The following is a 17,504-nucleotide window of genomic DNA, read 5'->3' as shown; positions in this document are numbered from 1 at the left end:
GACCGAGCCATGCATAACAACAATAAAGAGCTGACCCTCAGCGCCCCGCTCAGCGGCCCGGTGCTCACGCTCGCCAAGGTCCCGGACCCGGTGTTCGCCAGCGGCGCCATGGGCGACGGGATCGCCATCGACCCACTGAACGACACCCTTCATGCCCCTTGCGCCGGCGTCGTCGTCCACGTCGCCCGAACCGGGCATGCGATCACCTTGCGTGCCGATAACGGCGCCGAATTGCTGCTGCACCTGGGCCTCGACACCGTCGAGTTGCAGGGCGAAGGCTTCTCGATGCTGGTCAAGGAAGGCGCGCGGGTCAGCAATGGCCAGCCGCTGTTGCGCTATGACCTGGACAAGGTTGCGCAGCAGTGCAAAAGCCTGGTCAGCCTGATGATCCTGACCAACAGCCAGGAATTTCAGGCACGGCCGATCACCCTAAAATCGGTCAAGGTCGGCGAGCCGTTGCTGCACATCATTCGCCGGCAGGCCTCTGGCGCGCACGTCGAAACCGACGCCTCGGGCATCGAAGTTAATGGGCATGTCCACGTCGCCTTTCGCGGCGGATTACATGCGCGTCCTGCGGCGCTGATTCGTCAGACCGCGCAAGGTTTCAAGAGCAAATCGCAGCTGCATTTCGGCGGTAAATCGGCGACCTGTGACAGCTTGATCGGGCTAATGGGCCTGGCGATCGGCGAGCAGGATGAAGTGCAAGTCAGTTGCCAGGGCGCGGACGCCGAAGCGGCGCTGCAAGCCTTGTTGATCGCGCTGTCCACCGCCCTGGCCGAAGACAGCCACGCCGCCGCGCCAACGCCGATCGCCCAACGCAATCGTCCCGCCGAGGCCGGTGTGTTGCACGGTGTTTGTGCCGCGCCGGGTCTGGTTGGCGGGCCACTGTTCCGATTGAACGCCATAAGCCTGCCAGTTGACGCCGGCCGTCATGATCCCGAGCAACAACGGCATGCGCTCGATACCGCGCTGACCGTCGTGCGCAACGAAATCCAGCACACCCTGGCCCAAGCGAAAAAGCACAAGAACACCGACGAAGAAGCGATTTTTGCAGCGCACCTGGCGCTGCTGGAAGATCCGGCACTGCTGGACGCGGCGAATACCTCCATCGCCCAAGGCATCGCCGCGACCCACGCCTGGAGCCAGTCAATCGACGCCCAGTGCGAAGTCCTGCAACAACTCGGCAGCCCGTTGCTGGCCGAGCGCGCCAATGATCTGCGCGACCTCAAACAACGCGTGTTGCGCGCCTTGCTCGGCGAAGCCTGGCATTACGACGTGCCGGCGGGCGCCATTGTCGCGGCGCATGAACTGACCCCGTCCGACCTGTTGCAACTCAGCCAGCAAGGCGTCGCCGGGTTGTGCATGGCCGAGGGCGGCGCGACCTCCCACGTGGCGATTCTGGCGCGCGGCAAAGGCTTGCCTTGCATGGTTGCACTGGGCGCGGCGCTGCTGAACCTGGAGCAAGGTCAATCGGTGGTGCTGGACGCTGACGGTGGTCGTCTCGAACTGACACCAACCGCTGAACGCCTGGCCGAGGTGCATCAGGCGCAACTCGATCATCAACAACGCCGCGCGCTTCAACAGTCCCAAGCGCACACCCGCGCACTGACGCTCGATGGTGTGCACATCGAAGTGGCCGCCAATGTCGCCTCCAGCGCTGAAGCGGCCGACGCGCTGGCCAATGGCGCCGATGGCGTCGGCCTGCTGCGCACCGAGTTTCTGTTCGTGGATCGCAACACCGCGCCGGATGAACAGGAACAGCGTTGCGCCTACCAGGCCGTGCTCGATGCGATGGGCGACAAGCCCGTGATCATCCGCACCATCGACGTCGGCGGTGACAAGCAACTCGACTACCTGCCACTGCCGGTCGAGGCCAATCCGGTGCTTGGCTTGCGCGGCATTCGCCTGGCTCAAGTGCGCCCGGAACTGCTCGATCAGCAACTGCGCGCACTGCTGCATGTTCGCCCGATATCGCGCTGCCGGATCCTGTTGCCGATGGTCACCGAGGTCGACGAGCTGCTGCACATTCGCAAGCGCCTTGACGCGTTGTGTTCTGAACTCGGCGTGAGTGAACGCCCGGCGCTTGGGGTGATGATCGAAGTCCCGGCCGCCGCATTAATGGCCGAGCACTTGGCCGAACATGCGGATTTCCTGTCCATCGGCACCAACGACTTGTCGCAATACACCCTGGCCATGGACCGCGACCACGCGGGTCTCGCTTCACGCGTCGACGCCCTGCACCCGGCGCTGCTGCGCTTGATCGCCCAGACCTGCGCGGGGGCAGCGGTGCATAACCGTTGGGTGGGCGTCTGCGGCGCACTCGCCTCCGATCCGCTGGCGACGCCAGTGTTGATCGGCTTGGGGGTCAGCGAATTGTCGGTGAGCCCGGTGCAAATCGGCGAAATCAAAGACCGCGTGCGCCACCTCGACGCCGCCGAATGCCGACGCATCAGCCACGACCTGCTCAAGCTGAGCAGCGCTTCGGCCGTGCGTCACGCCTGTCACCAGCAATGGCCTCTGAGCTGAAAACAACAACTCTCAAACAATAAGAGCACAGGGAGATTCGCCATGTACCAATACTTCATCGAAGGCCTGCAACGCCTCGGGCGCGCATTGATGCTGCCGATCGCAATCCTGCCGATTGCCGGATTGCTGCTGCGCCTGGGCGACACCGATTTGCTGAACATCGCGATCATCCACGACGCCGGCCAGGTGATCTTCGCTAATCTGGCGATGATCTTCGCCATCGGCATTGCGGTCGGTTTCGCCAAGGACAACAACGGCACCGCGGGCCTGGCCGGGGTGATTGGTTACCTGGTGATGATCTCCACCCTCAAGGTGCTGGATGCGAGCATCAACATGGGCATGCTCGCCGGGATCGTCAGCGGCTTGATGGCCGGTGCGCTGTACAACCGCTTCAAGGACATCAAGCTGCCGGAGTACCTGGCGTTCTTCGGTGGCCGGCGCTTTGTGCCCATCGTCACCGGGTTTGCCGCCGTCGGCCTGGGCGTGATCTTCGGGTTGATCTGGCCGCCAATCCAGCAAGGCATCAACAGCTTCGGCACCTTGATGATGGAAAGCGGCAGCTTCGGCGCTTTTGTCTTCGGCGTATTCAACCGCCTGTTGATCGTCACCGGCCTGCACCACATCCTCAACAACATGGCGTGGTTCGTCTTCGGCAACTTCACAGACCCGACCACGGGCGCCATGGTCACTGGCGACCTGTCACGCTACTTCGCCGGTGATCCGAAAGGCGGCCAGTTCATGACCGGCATGTTCCCGATGATGATCTTCGGCCTGCCCGCCGCCTGCCTGGCGATGTACCGCAACGCCCTGCCAGAACGGCGCAAGGTCATGGGCGGGATCTTCCTGTCGATGGCCCTCACCTCGTTTCTGACCGGCGTGACCGAGCCGATCGAATTCGCCTTCATGTTCCTCGCGCCATTTCTGTATTTGCTGCATGCGCTGTTGACCGGCCTGTCGATGGCAATCACCAACGCACTCAACATCCATCTCGGCTTCACCTTCTCTGGCGGCTTCATCGACATGATTCTCGGCTGGGGCAAATCCACCAACGGCTGGCTGGTGATTCCAGTGGGGCTGGCGTATGCGGTGATCTACTACGGGGTGTTTGATTTCTGTATCCGCCGCTTCAACCTCAAGACGCCGGGCCGTGAAGAGGTGCCGACGGGCGACAAGGTTGTGATCACCGAGAATGAGCGAGCCGGTGCTTACATCAAGGCATTGGGTGGCGCACAGAATTTGATCACGGTGGGCGCTTGCACCACCCGGTTGCGGCTGGACATGGTGGATCGCAACAAAGCCAACGATGCCGAGTTGAAAGCGCTGGGGGCGATGGCGGTAGTGCGTCCAGGTAAAGGTGGGAGTTTGCAGGTGGTGGTCGGGCCGATGGCGGACAGCATTGCCGATGAAATTCGGTTGGCGATGCCGGCGTTGGGGCGGGCGATTGTGTCTTCACCTGCTGCGGTGATTGATGCGCCGAAACCGTCTGCGGTGGCCACTCCGGAAGCGCAGCAATGGCTGAATGCGCTGGGCGGCGGCGAGAACGTGTTGCAGATGGACTGTATCGCCATGACCCGGATCCGGTTGCAACTGGCGGATGGCAAGGTATTGTCTGAGTGTGATTTGAAGGCGCTGGGGTGCCAGGGGGTTAGTCAGTTGGAAGGTGACGTTTGGCATCTGCTGATCGGCGACAAGGCCGCCAGTTTGAGTGATGCGCTGGAGGTGTTGGTGAATCGTAGTGAGGTGAGTGCCAAGGTTTAGATTGTTGGCGACTGATAGTCAGTCTTCGCGAGCAAGCCCGCTCCCACAATGGTTCGGCGTGCACAGATCCACTGTGGGAGCGAGCTTGCTCGCGATGAGGCCCTAAATAACACCTTGGTCTCAACGCTCGTAGACCATCACCGGCCCTGCGGGCTTGATCATTTCAACTACCCCTGCGGATCGGGATGCCGCCCACCTAAGCTCGAGCAGACGTTGCGCGCTGCTCTGCCTCGTAATGCCGAGTCTGGAATGGCATGAGAGCTTGAGCCTTCAGGCCGAGGCCTTCATTCAGCCCCCAAGAAACGGCAAGTACATCACGGCGCCTACGAAGGGGTACGACTGCACAGGGCGCCTCCCCTTGCTTGGAAGTGGAGTACGCAAAAAGCTCAAGAGCATTGAGGGTTTCCGACACACGGCTATCGGACACGCAAGCAAAACGAGCAAACCGTTCGAGTAAATAGCCTGCCCGCCGAACTTCCACCTCATCAGTGTGGCAGTTTAGAAAAGCAGCTACTTCACTCTCAAGATTCAAACCAGAGTACCAAACAGCTTTGGCAGCGCTGACCAGCGCAGCGTCATCTGCTTGATTCAAAGGTTTTTTGACCAAGGTGTCCAAAGCGAATGAGAGGACGTGGCTGCTATGGGGCGTCGCCATCTGTAGCCTCCAGGTAATCTTGCAAGATATTGGTGAGAACGGTCGTCGGTGGCTCTTTGTTGCCCTCAGCGACTAGTTCAAATTCGACGGATTTGAACATCGAAATTAGCGCCTGCCCAAGCGTGCTGCTCGAATTAATCCTGGGAGTAATTATGTCCCGCAATTCCATCTTTGAACCTCAAGTGGATTGAAGTGTTTGTGATGGACAAAGGCTGGACTTGGCACTTCCGACGGACAACCTGAAAAGGCTGTCTGATTTTTCCTCAAGCGATGTAGCCGTTACCGCAAATTACCTTCTAGCCAGGTCCACAGTCAGAACTGCGCACATCAGTCCAAATCTCGAGCAATAAAAAACCCGCTGCTCTTCATCAGCGGGTTCCTCATTTCAACAGCCAGAAGATCAAAAATCCTCCAACCGCCACACCTCATAAGCCGGCGTCTCATAGGGATGGCTCTCTTTCAAAGCCACCACCACCGCGCGAATCAACTCATCGCTGACCACAAGCTCAACCTTCCATTCCTCAACCTGCTCAACCTGCCCCGCTTCCCCAATGAACGGCTGACTGCCATCCAACGGACGAAACTGGCCAAGGCCGAGCACCTGCCACGCGCAATGGTCATAAGCGCCGATCCGCCCGCCACCGGCGGCAAAAACGGCACTCTTGACCTGTTCCACATGACTGGCCGGAACAAAAAAACTCAGCTTGTACACGACGCTTAGTTCACCCACACGCGAGCGTTACGGAACATACGCATCCAAGGAGCGTCTTCGTTCCAGTCTTCCGAACGCCACGAGTTCTGCACCGCGCGGAACACACGCTCCGGGTGCGGCATCATGATCGTTACGCGACCGTCGCGGCTGGTCAAACCGGTGATCCCGCGCGGCGAGCCGTTCGGGTTGGCCGGGTATTTTTCGGTGACCTTGCCGTGGTTGTCGACGAAACGCATCGCCACGCAACCCGACAGATCGGCTTCCAGCAATGCTTCTTCGCTGGCGAACTCGGCATGACCTTCACCGTGAGCGATGGCGATTGGCATGCGCGAACCGGCCATGCCCTGCAGGAAGATCGAGTTCGACTCCTGGACCTGAACCATCGCCACGCGCGCTTCGAACTGCTCGGAGCGGTTACGCACGAAGTGCGGCCAGAATTCGCTGCCCGGGATCAGCTCGTGCAGGTTGGACATCATCTGGCAACCGTTGCACACGCCGAGGGTGAAGCTGTCGTTACGTTCGAAGAAACCCTGGAACGCATCGCGAGCACGGCTGTTGAACAGCGCTGACTTGGCCCAGCCTTCGCCGGCACCCAGCACGTCGCCGTAGGAGAAACCGCCACAAGCGACCATGCCTTTGAAGTCATTCAGGTCGACACGGCCGGCCAGGATGTCGCTCATGTGCACGTCGATCGCGTTGAAACCGGCGCGGTCGAACGCGGCCGCCATTTCCACCTGACCGTTGACGCCCTGCTCACGCAGCACGGCAACCTGTGGACGAATGCCTTTCTTGATGTAAGGCGCAGCGACGTCCTGGTTGACGTCGTAGCTGAGCTTGACGCTCAGGCCCGGGTTGTCTTCTTCCAGCAGCACGTCGAACTCTTGCTCGGCGCAGTCGGCGTTATCACGCAGACGCTGGATCTGGTAGCTGGTTTCAGCCCACTGACGCTGCAGCAGACGACGCTGACCTTCAAACACGGTTTCGCCGTTGAAGGTGATGCTGATCTGGCCGTTGTTCATTGGCTGACCGATCACCGACACGCAATCGCCCAGACCGGCTGCGCTGAACTGCGCGAGGATGTCCGGGGTGGCGTCCTGACGAACCTGGATCACAGCGCCGAGTTCTTCGTTGAACAGGATAGCGGCGATGTCGGCGGAGGTTTCAGCCAGACCGTCGAGGTTCAGGCTCAAACCGCAGTGACCGGCGAAGGCCATTTCCACCACGCTGGTCAGCAGACCACCGTCGGAACGGTCGTGGTACGCCAGCAAGTGACCGTCGGCGTTGAGGCCCTGGATCACGGCGAAGAAAGCTTTCAGGTCTTCGGCATCATCGACGTCCGGCGCTTGCGAGCCGAGTTTGCCGTGAACCTGGGCCAGGATCGAGGCGCCCATGCGGTTCTGGCCACGGCCCAGATCGATCAGGATCAGGTCGGTGGTGCCCTTGTTCATGCGCAGTTCCGGGGTCAGGGTCTGACGGATGTCAGCCACTGGCGCGAAACCGGTCACGATCAGGGACATCGGCGAAGTGACCGTCTTGTCGACGCCTTCGTCGCTCCAGCGCGTGGCCATGGACATGGAGTCCTTGCCCACCGGAATGGTGATACCCAGCTCAGGGCACAGTTCCATGCCGACCGCTTTCACGGTGTCGTACAGACGCGCGTCTTCACCCGGGTGGCCAGCAGCGGACATCCAGTTCGCCGACAGCTTGATGTCGGAAATCTTGTTGATGCGCGAAGCGGCGATGTTGGTCAGGGTTTCGCCAATGGCCATGCGGCCCGACGCCGGAGCGTCCAGCAGTGCCAGCGGAGTGCGCTCGCCCATCGCCATGGCTTCACCGGTGTAGACGTCGAAGCTGGTGGCGGTGACGGCAACGTCGGCCACCGGAACCTGCCACGGGCCGACCATTTGGTCACGGGCCACGAGGCCGGTGATGGTGCGGTCGCCGATGGTGATCAGGAAGCTTTTGCTCGCCACGGCCGGGTGATGCAGAACGCGTTCTACGCAGTCTGCAATCTCCAGCGTCGACGGATCGAAGTCGTCGCCCAGTTCGTTTTCGCGAACGGCCGAACGGTGCATGCGCGGGGCTTTGCCCAGCAGCACTTCGAGTGGCATGTCCACCGGGCTGTTGCCGAAGTGGCTGTCGGTGACGGTCAGTTGCGGCTCGGCAGTGGCTTCGCCGACGACCGCGAACGGGCAGCGCTCGCGCTCGCAGATCGCCTGGAAGCGTTCGAAGTCGGCCGGGCCGACCGCCAACACGTAGCGCTCTTGGGATTCGTTACTCCAAATTTCGTGCGGGGCCATGCCCGGCTCGTCGTTTGGAATGTTGCGCAATTCGAAGCGGCCGCCTCGGTTGCCGTCATTGACCAGCTCCGGGAAGGCGTTGGACAGACCGCCTGCGCCGACGTCGTGGATGAAGCTAATCGGGTTTTTGTCGCCCAACTGCCAGCAACGGTCGATGACTTCCTGGCAGCGACGTTCCATCTCAGGGTTTTCGCGCTGTACGGAAGCGAAGTCCAGGTCAGCCGAGCTGGTGCCGGTGGCCATGGAGGAAGCTGCGCCGCCGCCCAGACCGATCAACATCGCCGGGCCACCAAGCACGACCAGCTTGGAGCCAACAGTGATCTCGCCTTTCTGTACGTGTTCGGCACGGATGTTACCCATGCCGCCGGCCAGCATGATCGGCTTGTGGTAACCACGAACTTCGTCGCCACGCGGGGTGGTGATCGACTGTTCGAAGGTACGGAAGTAACCGGTCAGGGCTGGACGACCGAATTCGTTGTTGAACGCGGCGCCACCCAGTGGGCCTTCGATCATGATGTCCAGCGCGGTGACGATGCGCTCAGGTTTGCCGTACGGCACTTCCCATGGCTGTTCGAAGCCCGGGATTTGCAGGTTCGATACGGTGAAACCGGTCAGGCCAGCCTTCGGCTTGGCGCCACGGCCGGTTGCGCCTTCGTCACGAATCTCACCGCCACTGCCGGTGGATGCGCCCGGGAACGGGGCAATCGCAGTCGGGTGGTTGTGGGTTTCGACTTTCATCAGGATGTGTACCGGTTCCTGCACCGCGCCGTACTGACGGGTTTCAGGGTCCGGGAAGAAACGGCCGGCGACGTTGCCGACGATGACCGAGGCGTTGTCCTTATAAGCCGACAGAACGCCTTCGCTGTGCATCACGTAGGTGTTCTTGATCATGCCGAACAGACTTTTTTCCTGGCTCTGACCGTCGATGTCCCAACTGGCGTTGAAGATCTTGTGGCGGCAGTGCTCGGAGTTCGCCTGGGCGAACATCATCAGTTCGATGTCGTGCGGGTTGCGCTTCAAGCCGACGAAGGCGTTGACCAGGTAATCGATTTCGTCTTCGGCCAGGGCCAGGCCCAGCTCGGTGTTGGCTTTTTCCAGCGCGGCGCGGCCGCCACCCAGCACGTCGATCGCGGTCAGCGGCTTCGGTTCGGCGTGGCTGAACAGGCCGGCGGCCTGTTCGAGGTTGGCCAGAACGATTTGCGTCATGCGGTCGTGCAGGGTATCGGAAATCAGCTGTGCTTCGGTGTCGCTGAACTGACCGGCTACATAGAACGCGATGCCGCGTTCCAGGCGCTGGATCTTGCTCAGGCCGCAGTTGCGAGCGATGTCGCTGGCTTTACTGGACCACGGCGAGATGGTGCCGAAACGCGGCAACACCAGGAACAGACGACCGGTCGGCTCTTGTACCGGAACACTTGGGCCGTACTTCAGAAGGCGCGCGAGCACCTGCTGTTCGTCGCCGGTCAGGACGCCGGTCACTTCGGCGAAGTGAGCGAATTCAGCATACAGGCCGCTGACAGCCGGGACCTTCTGGCTCAGTTGCTCAAGGAGTTTGCTGTGGCGAAAGGCAGAAAGGGCAGGAGCGCCGCGCAGGATCAACATCTTCGGGACAGCCTCGGGAGGGGTGTGCTTTGAGGCCGTGCATTCTAGCCTAAACCGCCCGCGACATCACCCGAAACGGTACAGGCGGCAACACCTGCGTGTCGGACTGGGGATCCGGGCCTGAGAATGGCGCTCAAAAAGGGTTATTTTTTCTGTCACAAAATCCTGTTCGGGCCCATTCCTGCGGGCTCCGGAGCGGTTTTCAATTGCCTAGCAGACAAGCCCTTCTCTGTCGAGATATGGCGGCCGTGGTCCTTTGCGTATACTGCGCAGATGTTTTCCCCAACGGCTTTGCGTCCGCGGTACGCCAAATGGCTGATCGCAACCGGACTCTTCCTGATGCTCAGTGGCTGTGTTGATAAACCCAACACGCTTGAGCGCGTAAAGGAGGATGGCGTGCTGCGGGTGGTTACCCGAAACAGCCCCGCCACCTACTTTCAGGATCGTAACGGTGAAACCGGCTTCGAATACGAGCTGGTGAAGCGCTTCGCCGACGATCTGGGGGTGGAACTCAAGATCGAGACCGCCGACAACCTTGACGACCTGTTCAATCAGGTGGGCAAGCCTAACGGCCCGGTGCTGGCGGCTGCCGGTCTGGTCAGCAGCGAAGCGCGCAAAAAACAGGTGCGGTTTTCCCACTCCTACCTGGAAGTCACCCCACAGATCATCTACCGCAACGGCCAGTCGCGGCCGACCGACGCGGGTGATCTGGTCGGCAAGAAGATCATGGTGCTCAAGGGCAGTACCCACGCCGAACAGCTGGCAGAGCTGAAAAAGAAATACCCCGGCATTGAATACGAAGAATCCGACGCGGTTGAAGTCGTCGACCTGCTGCGCATGGTCGATGAAGGCCAGATCGACCTGACGCTGGTCGATTCCAACGAAGTCGCGATGAATCAGGTGTACTTCACCAACATCCGGGTCGCCTTTGACCTCGGCGACGCCAGCAACCAGAGCTGGGCCGTGGCCGCCGGCGAAGACAACAGCCTGCTTAACGAAATCAACGCTTACCTCGACAAGGTGCAGAAAAACGGCACCCTGCAGCGCCTCAAGGATCGCTACTACGGGCATGTCGACGTCCTCGGCTACATGGGCGCCACCACGTTCGCCCAGCATTTGCAGCAGCGGCTGCCCAAGTACGAACAACACTTCAAGGCGTATGCCAAGAAGGAACAGGTCGACTGGCGTCTGCTGGCCGCAATCGGTTATCAGGAGTCGTTGTGGCAACCGGCGGTCACGTCCAAGACCGGCGTGCGTGGCCTGATGATGCTGACCCAGAACACCGCGCAAGCCATGGGCGTGTCCAACCGCCTCGACCCCAAGCAGAGCATCATGGGCGGCGCCAAGTACCTGGCTTATATGAAGGATCAGCTGGACGAGTCGATCCAGGAACCGGACCGCACCTGGTTTGCCCTGGCGGCTTACAACGTTGGCAGCGGTCACCTGGATGACGCGCGCAAACTGGCGGCGAAGGAAGGGCTGAATCCTGACAAGTGGCTGGACGTGAAGAAAATCCTGCCGCGCCTGTCCGAGAAAAAGTGGTACAGCAAGACGCGCTATGGCTACGCCCGAGGCGGCGAGCCGGTGCACTTCGTGGCGAACATCCGTCGTTACTACGACATCCTGACGTGGGTCACGCAGCCACAGCTTGAGGGTGACCAGGTGGCGGAAGGCAACCTGCATGTACCGGGGATCGACAAGTCGAAACCGGCTCAGGAACCTGCGCCGCTCTAACACTGACAACACAAATCAAATGTGGGAGCGGGCTTGCTCGCGAAAGCGGTGTGTCAGCCAACAGAAATGTTGAATGATAAACCGCCTTCGCGAGCAGGCTCGCTCCCACAGTTGTTTTGTGTTTGGGCCTCAGGCTTTTGCAGCGGCCAGGATCAGCGCTTTCATTTCAGACACCGCCGACTTGAAGCCAACAAACAACGCATGCGCCACCAACGCGTGGCCGATGTTCAGCTCGTTGATGCCTTTGATCGCCGCCACGGCTTCTACGTTGTGGTAGTGCAAACCATGCCCTGCGTTGACGATCAGCCCTTGAGCCAGGCCAAACGCTACCCCATCGGCTACGCGCTTGAGCTCCTCAGCCACGTCAGTCGGTGTTTCGGCATCGGCATAACGCCCGGTATGCAGTTCGATCGCCGGCGCACCCACACGACGCGAGGCCTCAATCTGGCGCTCATCAGCGTCGATAAACAGCGACACTTCGCAGCCGATCTTCGACAAGCGATCCACCGCGGCTTTGATCCGCGCTTCTTGCCCTGCCACGTCCAGACCACCTTCAGTGGTCAGTTCCTGACGGGTTTCCGGGACCAGGCAAATGTGCGCCGGGCGAATGTGCTCGGCGAACAGCATCATTTCTTCGGTGACGCCCATTTCAAAGTTCATGCGGGTTTGCAGCACGTCCTTGAGCACAAGAACGTCGCGTTCCTGGATGTGCCGGCGGTCTTCGCGCAAATGCACGGTGATGCCGTCAGCGCCCGCCTCTTCCGCGTCCAGTGCAGCCTTGACCGGATCCGGATAGCGAGTGCCCCGGGCCTGACGCAGGGTGGCAACGTGGTCGATGTTCACGCCAAGAAGAATGCGATTGCTGGTGGTCACGGAAGCGCTCCTGAATTTAAAGATTCGGCGCACAGCATACGGGGAGACTACGGCTTGCGAAACAGCTCGCGGCTGACTAAAGGGCGACCGCCCAGATGTACCGCCAGTGCCTGGCGCATCAGACGCTTGGCGGCAGACAGCGCACCGGGCGCGGTCCAGTCCGCATCGGCCATGGCCAGCAGTTCGGTGCCATTGAACAAACCGGGTTGCAGCAGATAGACCTGCTCCAGGCCAGCGTCCACCTGCAAACGGTAGAGACCGTCCGGGGCGATGGGCTCGCCGTGGATGTCCGTGGTCAGTGCAAAGCCGTAACCGAGGTCGTCGAGCAGGCGCCATTCGAACGAGCGCAACAACGGCTCCAACGGGCGGCCTTCGGCCAGCGCGAGCAGGGTCGCCGCGTAGTGATCGAATACTCCGGGATGAGGGTCTTCGGAGGGCAACAGGCGGATCAACAGTTCATTGAGGTAAAGGCCGCTGAACAACGCCTCACCGCTGAGCCAGGTGGAGACACCGGCACTTTCCATGCGCCCGACGTTCTTCAGCTCGCCACGCCCGCGAAACTCGACTTCCAGCGGCACAAAGGGACGCGCCAACGTCCCGGCCTTGCCCCGCGCACTGCGCAACACTGCCCGCAGCCGACCTTGCGGCGTGAGGAAATCCACCAACGCACTGTTTTCGCGATAGGCGCGGGAGTGGAGGACGTAGGCGGGTTGGCCGATGGGTGGGGTTTGGGACATGGGCGTCGAGTATCTCTAGAGGGAGAATACAGCCAGTGAAAACAGCGCTAACCAATGTGGGAGCGGGCTTGCTCGCGAAGGCGGCTTAACATTCAACATCTTCGTTGTCTGTCACACCGCATTCGCGAGCAAGCCCGCTCCCACATTCGATCTTTGTGTAGCCAGAGTTAAGCGATTACAGGTCGCCGTAACCCAGCGAACGCAACGCGCGCTCGTCATCGGACCAGCCGCCTTTCACTTTCACCCAGAGGTTGAGCATGATCTTGGAGTCGAACAGCAGCTCCATGTCCTTGCGTGCCTCGGTGCCGATGCGCTTGATGCGCTCGCCCTTGTCGCCAATGATGATCTTCTTCTGGCCGTCGCGTTCAACGAGGATCAAAGCATGAATGTGCAGGGTTTTGCCCTGCTGCTTGAACTCTTCGATTTCCACGGTGATCTGGTACGGCAGCTCGGCGCCCATCTGGCGCATGATTTTTTCGCGCACCAGTTCGGCGGCGAGGAAGCGGCTGCTGCGGTCAGTGATCTGGTCTTCCGGGAAGAAGTGATCGTTTTCCGGCAGGTAACCGGCGATCACGCGTTCCAGTGCTTCGAGGTTGTGCCCGTGCTGGGCCGAGATCGGCATGATCTGCGCGTTCGGCAGCTGTTCCTGCAACCAGCTCAGGTGCGGCATCAGCTCGGCCTTGTCTTCGATGCGGTCAGTCTTGTTCAGTGCCACGATCAGCGGGCCGGTCACGTACTGAACGCGTTCGAGGACCATCTGGTCTTCGTCGGTCCACTTGGTGCGGTCAACCACGAAGATCACCACGTCGACGTCTTTCAACGCCGCCGAAGCGGTCTTGTTCATGTAGCGGTTCAGAGCCTTTTCGCCGCCCTTGTGCATGCCCGGGGTGTCGACGTAGATCGCCTGCACGGCGCCTTCGGTCTTGATGCCCAGCATGTTGTGGCGGGTGGTTTGCGGCTTGCGCGAGGTGATCGCCAGTTTCTGACCCAGGATGTGGTTCAGCAGCGTGGACTTGCCCACGTTGGGACGGCCGACGATGGCAACATAGCCACAGCGAGTTGCGTTTGTATCAGTCATTGCCATTCTCCACACCCAGGGCAATCAGTGCTGCGGCGGCCGCTACCTGTTCGGCAATACGACGACTCACACCCTGACCTCGGCTTTTTTCATTCAGTAAGGTGATTTCACATTCGACGAAGAACGTCCGGCAATGCGGCTCACCCTGGATATCCACCACTTCGTAACGTGGCAGCTCACAACCGCGCGATTGCAGGAATTCCTGCAGGCGAGTTTTTGGATCTTTGTTGGTGTCGACCAGCGTCAGGCCTTCGAACTCACCGGCCAGCCAGGCCAACACTCGCTCGCGCGCCATGTCCATGCCGGCGTCGAGGTAGATCGCACCAATCAGCGCTTCCAGGGCGTCGGCCAGAATCGACTCACGACGGAAGCCGCCGCTTTTCAATTCACCGGAGCCCAGGCGCAGGTAGTCGCCCAGATCGAAACCGCGAGCCAGTACGGCCAGCGTCTCACCTTTCACCAGACGTGCGCGCAAACGCGACAACTGGCCTTCGCGGGCCAGCGGGAAGCGATCGAACAGCGCCTCACCAGCGACGAAGTTAAGGATGGCATCACCGAGGAATTCCAGGCGTTCGTTGTTACGCCCGGCAAAGCTGCGGTGAGTCAGGGCCAGAACCATCAGTTCCTGGTCCTTGAAGGTGTAGCCGAGCTGACGCTCTAGACGACTTAAGGAGACGCTCACGGTTTACCCACGCTGAGTTCGTGGTTGGATTCCACCGCCATCGCCGTGATACGGCGCAGGCCTGGGACAATTAACGCTGTGTTCAAAAATTACGTCCTGAATATCATTGGCTTCATGCTGCCGGGGCCGATTGTGCCGACTCCAGAAAAGCATTCGGCGCTGTGTTCAACAGCGCCGTGTGTGATTACTTGATCAGGCCAACCCGCGAGAAATTCGGCAGGTGACTGAGTTTGGGTTCCGGCCAGCTCATCCAGACTGCGAAGGCCTTGCCGACGATATTCTTGTCGGGAACCATGCCCAGCAGATCCTTGGGAATGCTTGGATCATCCCAGTAGCGACTGTCGTTGGAGTTGTCGCGGTTGTCGCCCATCATGAAATAGTGCCCGGCGGGCACGGTCCACGAATGGTCCGGCGTGGCGCGATAACGGCTCATTTCCTTGCGGATCAGGTGCTCGGCAACGCCGAGTTTTTCCTTGTAGAGCTCAGCGCTGCCCAGCGTGCCCGGCTCGGAGCCGACCAGTTGCTCGGCAATCGACTCACCGTTGACGAACAGACGCTTGTCGGCGGTGTAGCGAATCGTGTCACCCGGCAGGCCCACTACACGCTTGATGTAGTTGACGTTCGGATCGCTCGGGTAACGGAACACCATCACATCACCGCGCTGCGGATCACCGACTTCGATGACTTTCTTGTCGATCACCGGCAGGCGGATCCCGTAAGAAAACTTGTTCACCAGAATGAAGTCGCCGACGTCCAGGGTCGGTTTCATCGAACCGGACGGAATCTGGAACGGTTCCACCAGGAACGAACGCAGGACCAGCACGATGAACAACACCGGGAAGAACGACTTGCCGTATTCGACCAGCATCGGCTCTTTGTTCAGTTTCTCGATCACCACCCCGTCAGGCTGGCTGACGCTGCCCTGATAGGAGGCAATGGCAGCACGCCGACGCGGTGCCAGGAAAACCAGATCGAGCAACGCCAACAGGCCGCAGACGAACACGGCGATGACCAGCAACAGCGGGAAATTTAGTGACATAGGACCTAACTATCCAACCTGAGCACTGCAAGGAAGGCTTCTTGTGGAATTTCCACGTTGCCGACTTGCTTCATGCGTTTTTTACCGGCCTTTTGCTTTTCAAGCAGCTTCTTCTTACGGCTAACGTCACCGCCGTAGCATTTGGCCAATACGTTCTTTCTGAGTGCCTTGACGGAGGTCCGCGCAATGATCTGCCCGCCAATGGCGGCCTGGATCGCGACGTCGAACATCTGGCGCGGAATCAGTTCTTTCATCTTCTCGGTCAACTGGCGACCTTTGTAGTGCGCGTTATCCTTGTGCACGATCAGCGCCAGGGCGTCGACCTTGTCACCGTTGATCAGCACATCCAGTTTCACCAGACTAGCCGATTGATAACGATCGAAATGGTAATCCAGCGACGCATAACCACGGCTGGTCGATTTCAGACGGTCGAAGAAGTCCAGGACCACTTCGTTCATCGGCAAATCGTAGGTCACCTGGACCTGGGAACCGAGGAACAACATGTCGTGTTGCACGCCACGTTTTTCGATGCACAGGGTAATGACGTTGCCCAGGTGTTCTTGCGGCACAAGAATATTGGCCCGCACGATCGGCTCGCGCATGTCTTCGATCGAGGACAGGTCCGGAAGCTTCGACGGGTTATCGACGTAGATCGTCTCACCGGTTTTCAGCAACAGCTCGAAAATTACTGTCGGCGCTGTGGTGATCAGGTCCAGGTCGTACTCGCGCTCCAGGCGCTCCTGGATGATTTCCATGTGCAGCATGCCGAGGAACCCGCAACGGAAGCCGAAGCCCAGGGCGTCGGAGCTTTCCGGGGTGTACTGCAGGGACGAGTCGTTGAGCGTGAGCTTTTGCAGGGCTTCACGGAAATCTTCGAAGTCGTCGGAGCTGACCGGGAACAGACCGGCGTAGACCTGCGGCTGAATGCGTTTGAAACCAGGCAGCACGTCGACGTCTGGCGTCGAGCTCAAGGTCAGGGTGTCGCCCACTGGCGCGCCGTGAATGTCCTTGATGCTGGCAATAATGAAGCCCACTTCACCGGCCTTCAGGTCTGCAGTCGGGGTGTGTTTCGGGTTGAAGACACCGACGCTGTCCACCAGGTGGATCTTGCCGGTGGATTTAACCAGGATCTTGTCGCCCTTCTTCACACGACCTTGGCGCACGCGTACCAGGGAAACAACGCCCAGGTAGTTGTCGAACCAGGAGTCGATGATCAACGCTTGCAGCGGATCTTCGTAGTTACCGGTCGGCGGTGGAATGGTGGCGACCAGGCGCTCGAGCACTTCGTCGACGCCCAGGCCGGTCTTGGCCGAGCACTCGACCGCGTCGGTGGCATCGATGCCGATGATTTTTTCGATTTCTTCCTTGACGCGGTCCGGATCGGCCTGTGGCAGGTCGATCTTGTTCAGGACAGGCATGACTTCCAGGCCCTGCTCGATCGCCGTGTAGCAGTTGGCAACCGACTGCGCTTCAACGCCCTGACCGGCATCGACCACCAGCAACGCACCTTCACAGGCCGCCAGCGACCGGCTGACTTCATAGGTGAAGTCAACGTGGCCGGGGGTGTCAATGAAGTTCAGCTGATACTTGATGCCATCGCGAGCGGTGTAATAAAGGGTGACGCTGTGGGCCTTGATGGTGATCCCGCGTTCACGCTCCAGGTCCATGGAGTCCAGCACCTGGGCTTCCATTTCGCGCTCGGCAAGGCCGCCGCACATCTGGATGAATCGATCAGCCAGCGTCGACTTGCCATGGTCAATGTGGGCGATGATGGAGAAATTGCGGATATGACTCAAATCACTCACGGA

Annotated in this window: 12 protein-coding genes; 3 read left to right on the top strand and 9 right to left on the bottom strand. The window is 60.1% G+C overall.

All coding sequences use genetic code 11. The annotated features are described in order from the left end of the window. Positions 1-9 precede the first annotated feature (9 nt). Together ptsP and nagE are read left to right on the top strand one after the other, a co-directional pair. Positions 10-2,526 (top strand): phosphoenolpyruvate--protein phosphotransferase, encoded by a 2,517-nt coding sequence (gene ptsP, locus BK660_RS12995; protein WP_123433625.1) that lies wholly within the window; start codon positions 10-12, stop codon positions 2,524-2,526. Positions 2,527-2,568: 42 nt separating this feature from the next. Continuing rightward, positions 2,569-4,284: an N-acetylglucosamine-specific PTS transporter subunit IIBC gene (gene nagE / locus BK660_RS12990; protein ID WP_123433624.1), complete on the top strand. Its 1,716-nt coding sequence runs from the start codon at positions 2,569-2,571 to the stop codon at positions 4,282-4,284. Between the two features lie 196 nt (positions 4,285-4,480). Here nagE and BK660_RS12985 read toward each other — a convergent pair whose 3' ends face one another. From BK660_RS12985 to purL, 3 genes are all read right to left on the bottom strand, one after another. Beyond that, on the bottom strand, positions 4,481-4,939 hold the full coding sequence (locus tag BK660_RS12985) for a hypothetical protein (protein ID WP_123433623.1): 459 nt from the start codon (positions 4,937-4,939) through the stop codon (positions 4,481-4,483). A gap of 400 nt (positions 4,940-5,339) precedes the next feature. After that, positions 5,340-5,651, bottom strand: a complete 312-nt coding sequence (locus BK660_RS12975) for a YqfO family protein (RefSeq protein WP_059181570.1) — start codon at positions 5,649-5,651, stop codon at positions 5,340-5,342. A 5-nt stretch (positions 5,652-5,656) separates the two neighbouring features. Further along, positions 5,657-9,553: a phosphoribosylformylglycinamidine synthase gene (gene purL / locus BK660_RS12970; protein ID WP_123433622.1), complete on the bottom strand. Its 3,897-nt coding sequence runs from the start codon at positions 9,551-9,553 to the stop codon at positions 5,657-5,659. A gap of 273 nt (positions 9,554-9,826) precedes the next feature. Between purL and mltF the strand changes: the two genes are divergently transcribed. Continuing rightward, positions 9,827-11,287: a membrane-bound lytic murein transglycosylase MltF gene (mltF, locus tag BK660_RS12965; protein ID WP_123433621.1), complete on the top strand. Its 1,461-nt coding sequence runs from the start codon at positions 9,827-9,829 to the stop codon at positions 11,285-11,287. A 129-nt stretch (positions 11,288-11,416) separates the two neighbouring features. Here mltF and pdxJ read toward each other — a convergent pair whose 3' ends face one another. The 6 genes from pdxJ to lepA all read right to left on the bottom strand — a co-directional run bounded on the left by pdxJ (position 11,417) and on the right by lepA (position 17,501). Further along, entirely contained in the window at positions 11,417-12,160 is a 744-nt protein-coding gene (gene pdxJ / locus BK660_RS12960) for a pyridoxine 5'-phosphate synthase (protein WP_123433620.1), read from the bottom strand. Between the two features lie 47 nt (positions 12,161-12,207). After that, positions 12,208-12,897 (bottom strand): DNA repair protein RecO, encoded by a 690-nt coding sequence (recO, locus tag BK660_RS12955; RefSeq protein ID WP_123433619.1) that lies wholly within the window; start codon positions 12,895-12,897, stop codon positions 12,208-12,210. 175 nt (positions 12,898-13,072) lie between these two features. Further along, positions 13,073-13,975 (bottom strand): GTPase Era, encoded by a 903-nt coding sequence (era, locus tag BK660_RS12950; protein WP_027924886.1) that lies wholly within the window; start codon positions 13,973-13,975, stop codon positions 13,073-13,075. Next, positions 13,968-14,657 carry a ribonuclease III gene (gene rnc, locus BK660_RS12945; RefSeq protein WP_027924885.1) on the bottom strand — a complete coding sequence of 230 codons (690 nt, stop codon included), beginning with the start codon at positions 14,655-14,657 and terminating at the stop codon, positions 13,968-13,970. The genes era and rnc overlap by 8 nt, the downstream gene beginning before the upstream one ends. Before the next feature lie 184 nt (positions 14,658-14,841). After that, positions 14,842-15,696 (bottom strand): signal peptidase I, encoded by an 855-nt coding sequence (lepB, locus tag BK660_RS12940; protein WP_123433618.1) that lies wholly within the window; start codon positions 15,694-15,696, stop codon positions 14,842-14,844. 5 nt (positions 15,697-15,701) lie between these two features. Next, positions 15,702-17,501 carry a translation elongation factor 4 gene (gene lepA, locus BK660_RS12935; RefSeq protein ID WP_123433617.1) on the bottom strand — a complete coding sequence of 600 codons (1,800 nt, stop codon included), beginning with the start codon at positions 17,499-17,501 and terminating at the stop codon, positions 15,702-15,704. Positions 17,502-17,504: the final 3 nt, after the last annotated feature.

It is taken from the genome of Pseudomonas brassicacearum, assembly GCF_003732265.1.
Classification (GTDB): domain Bacteria; phylum Pseudomonadota; class Gammaproteobacteria; order Pseudomonadales; family Pseudomonadaceae; genus Aquipseudomonas; species Aquipseudomonas brassicacearum_D.
Note: the sequence above shows the minus strand (reverse complement) of the source record. Positions and strands in the feature narration are given on the sequence as shown.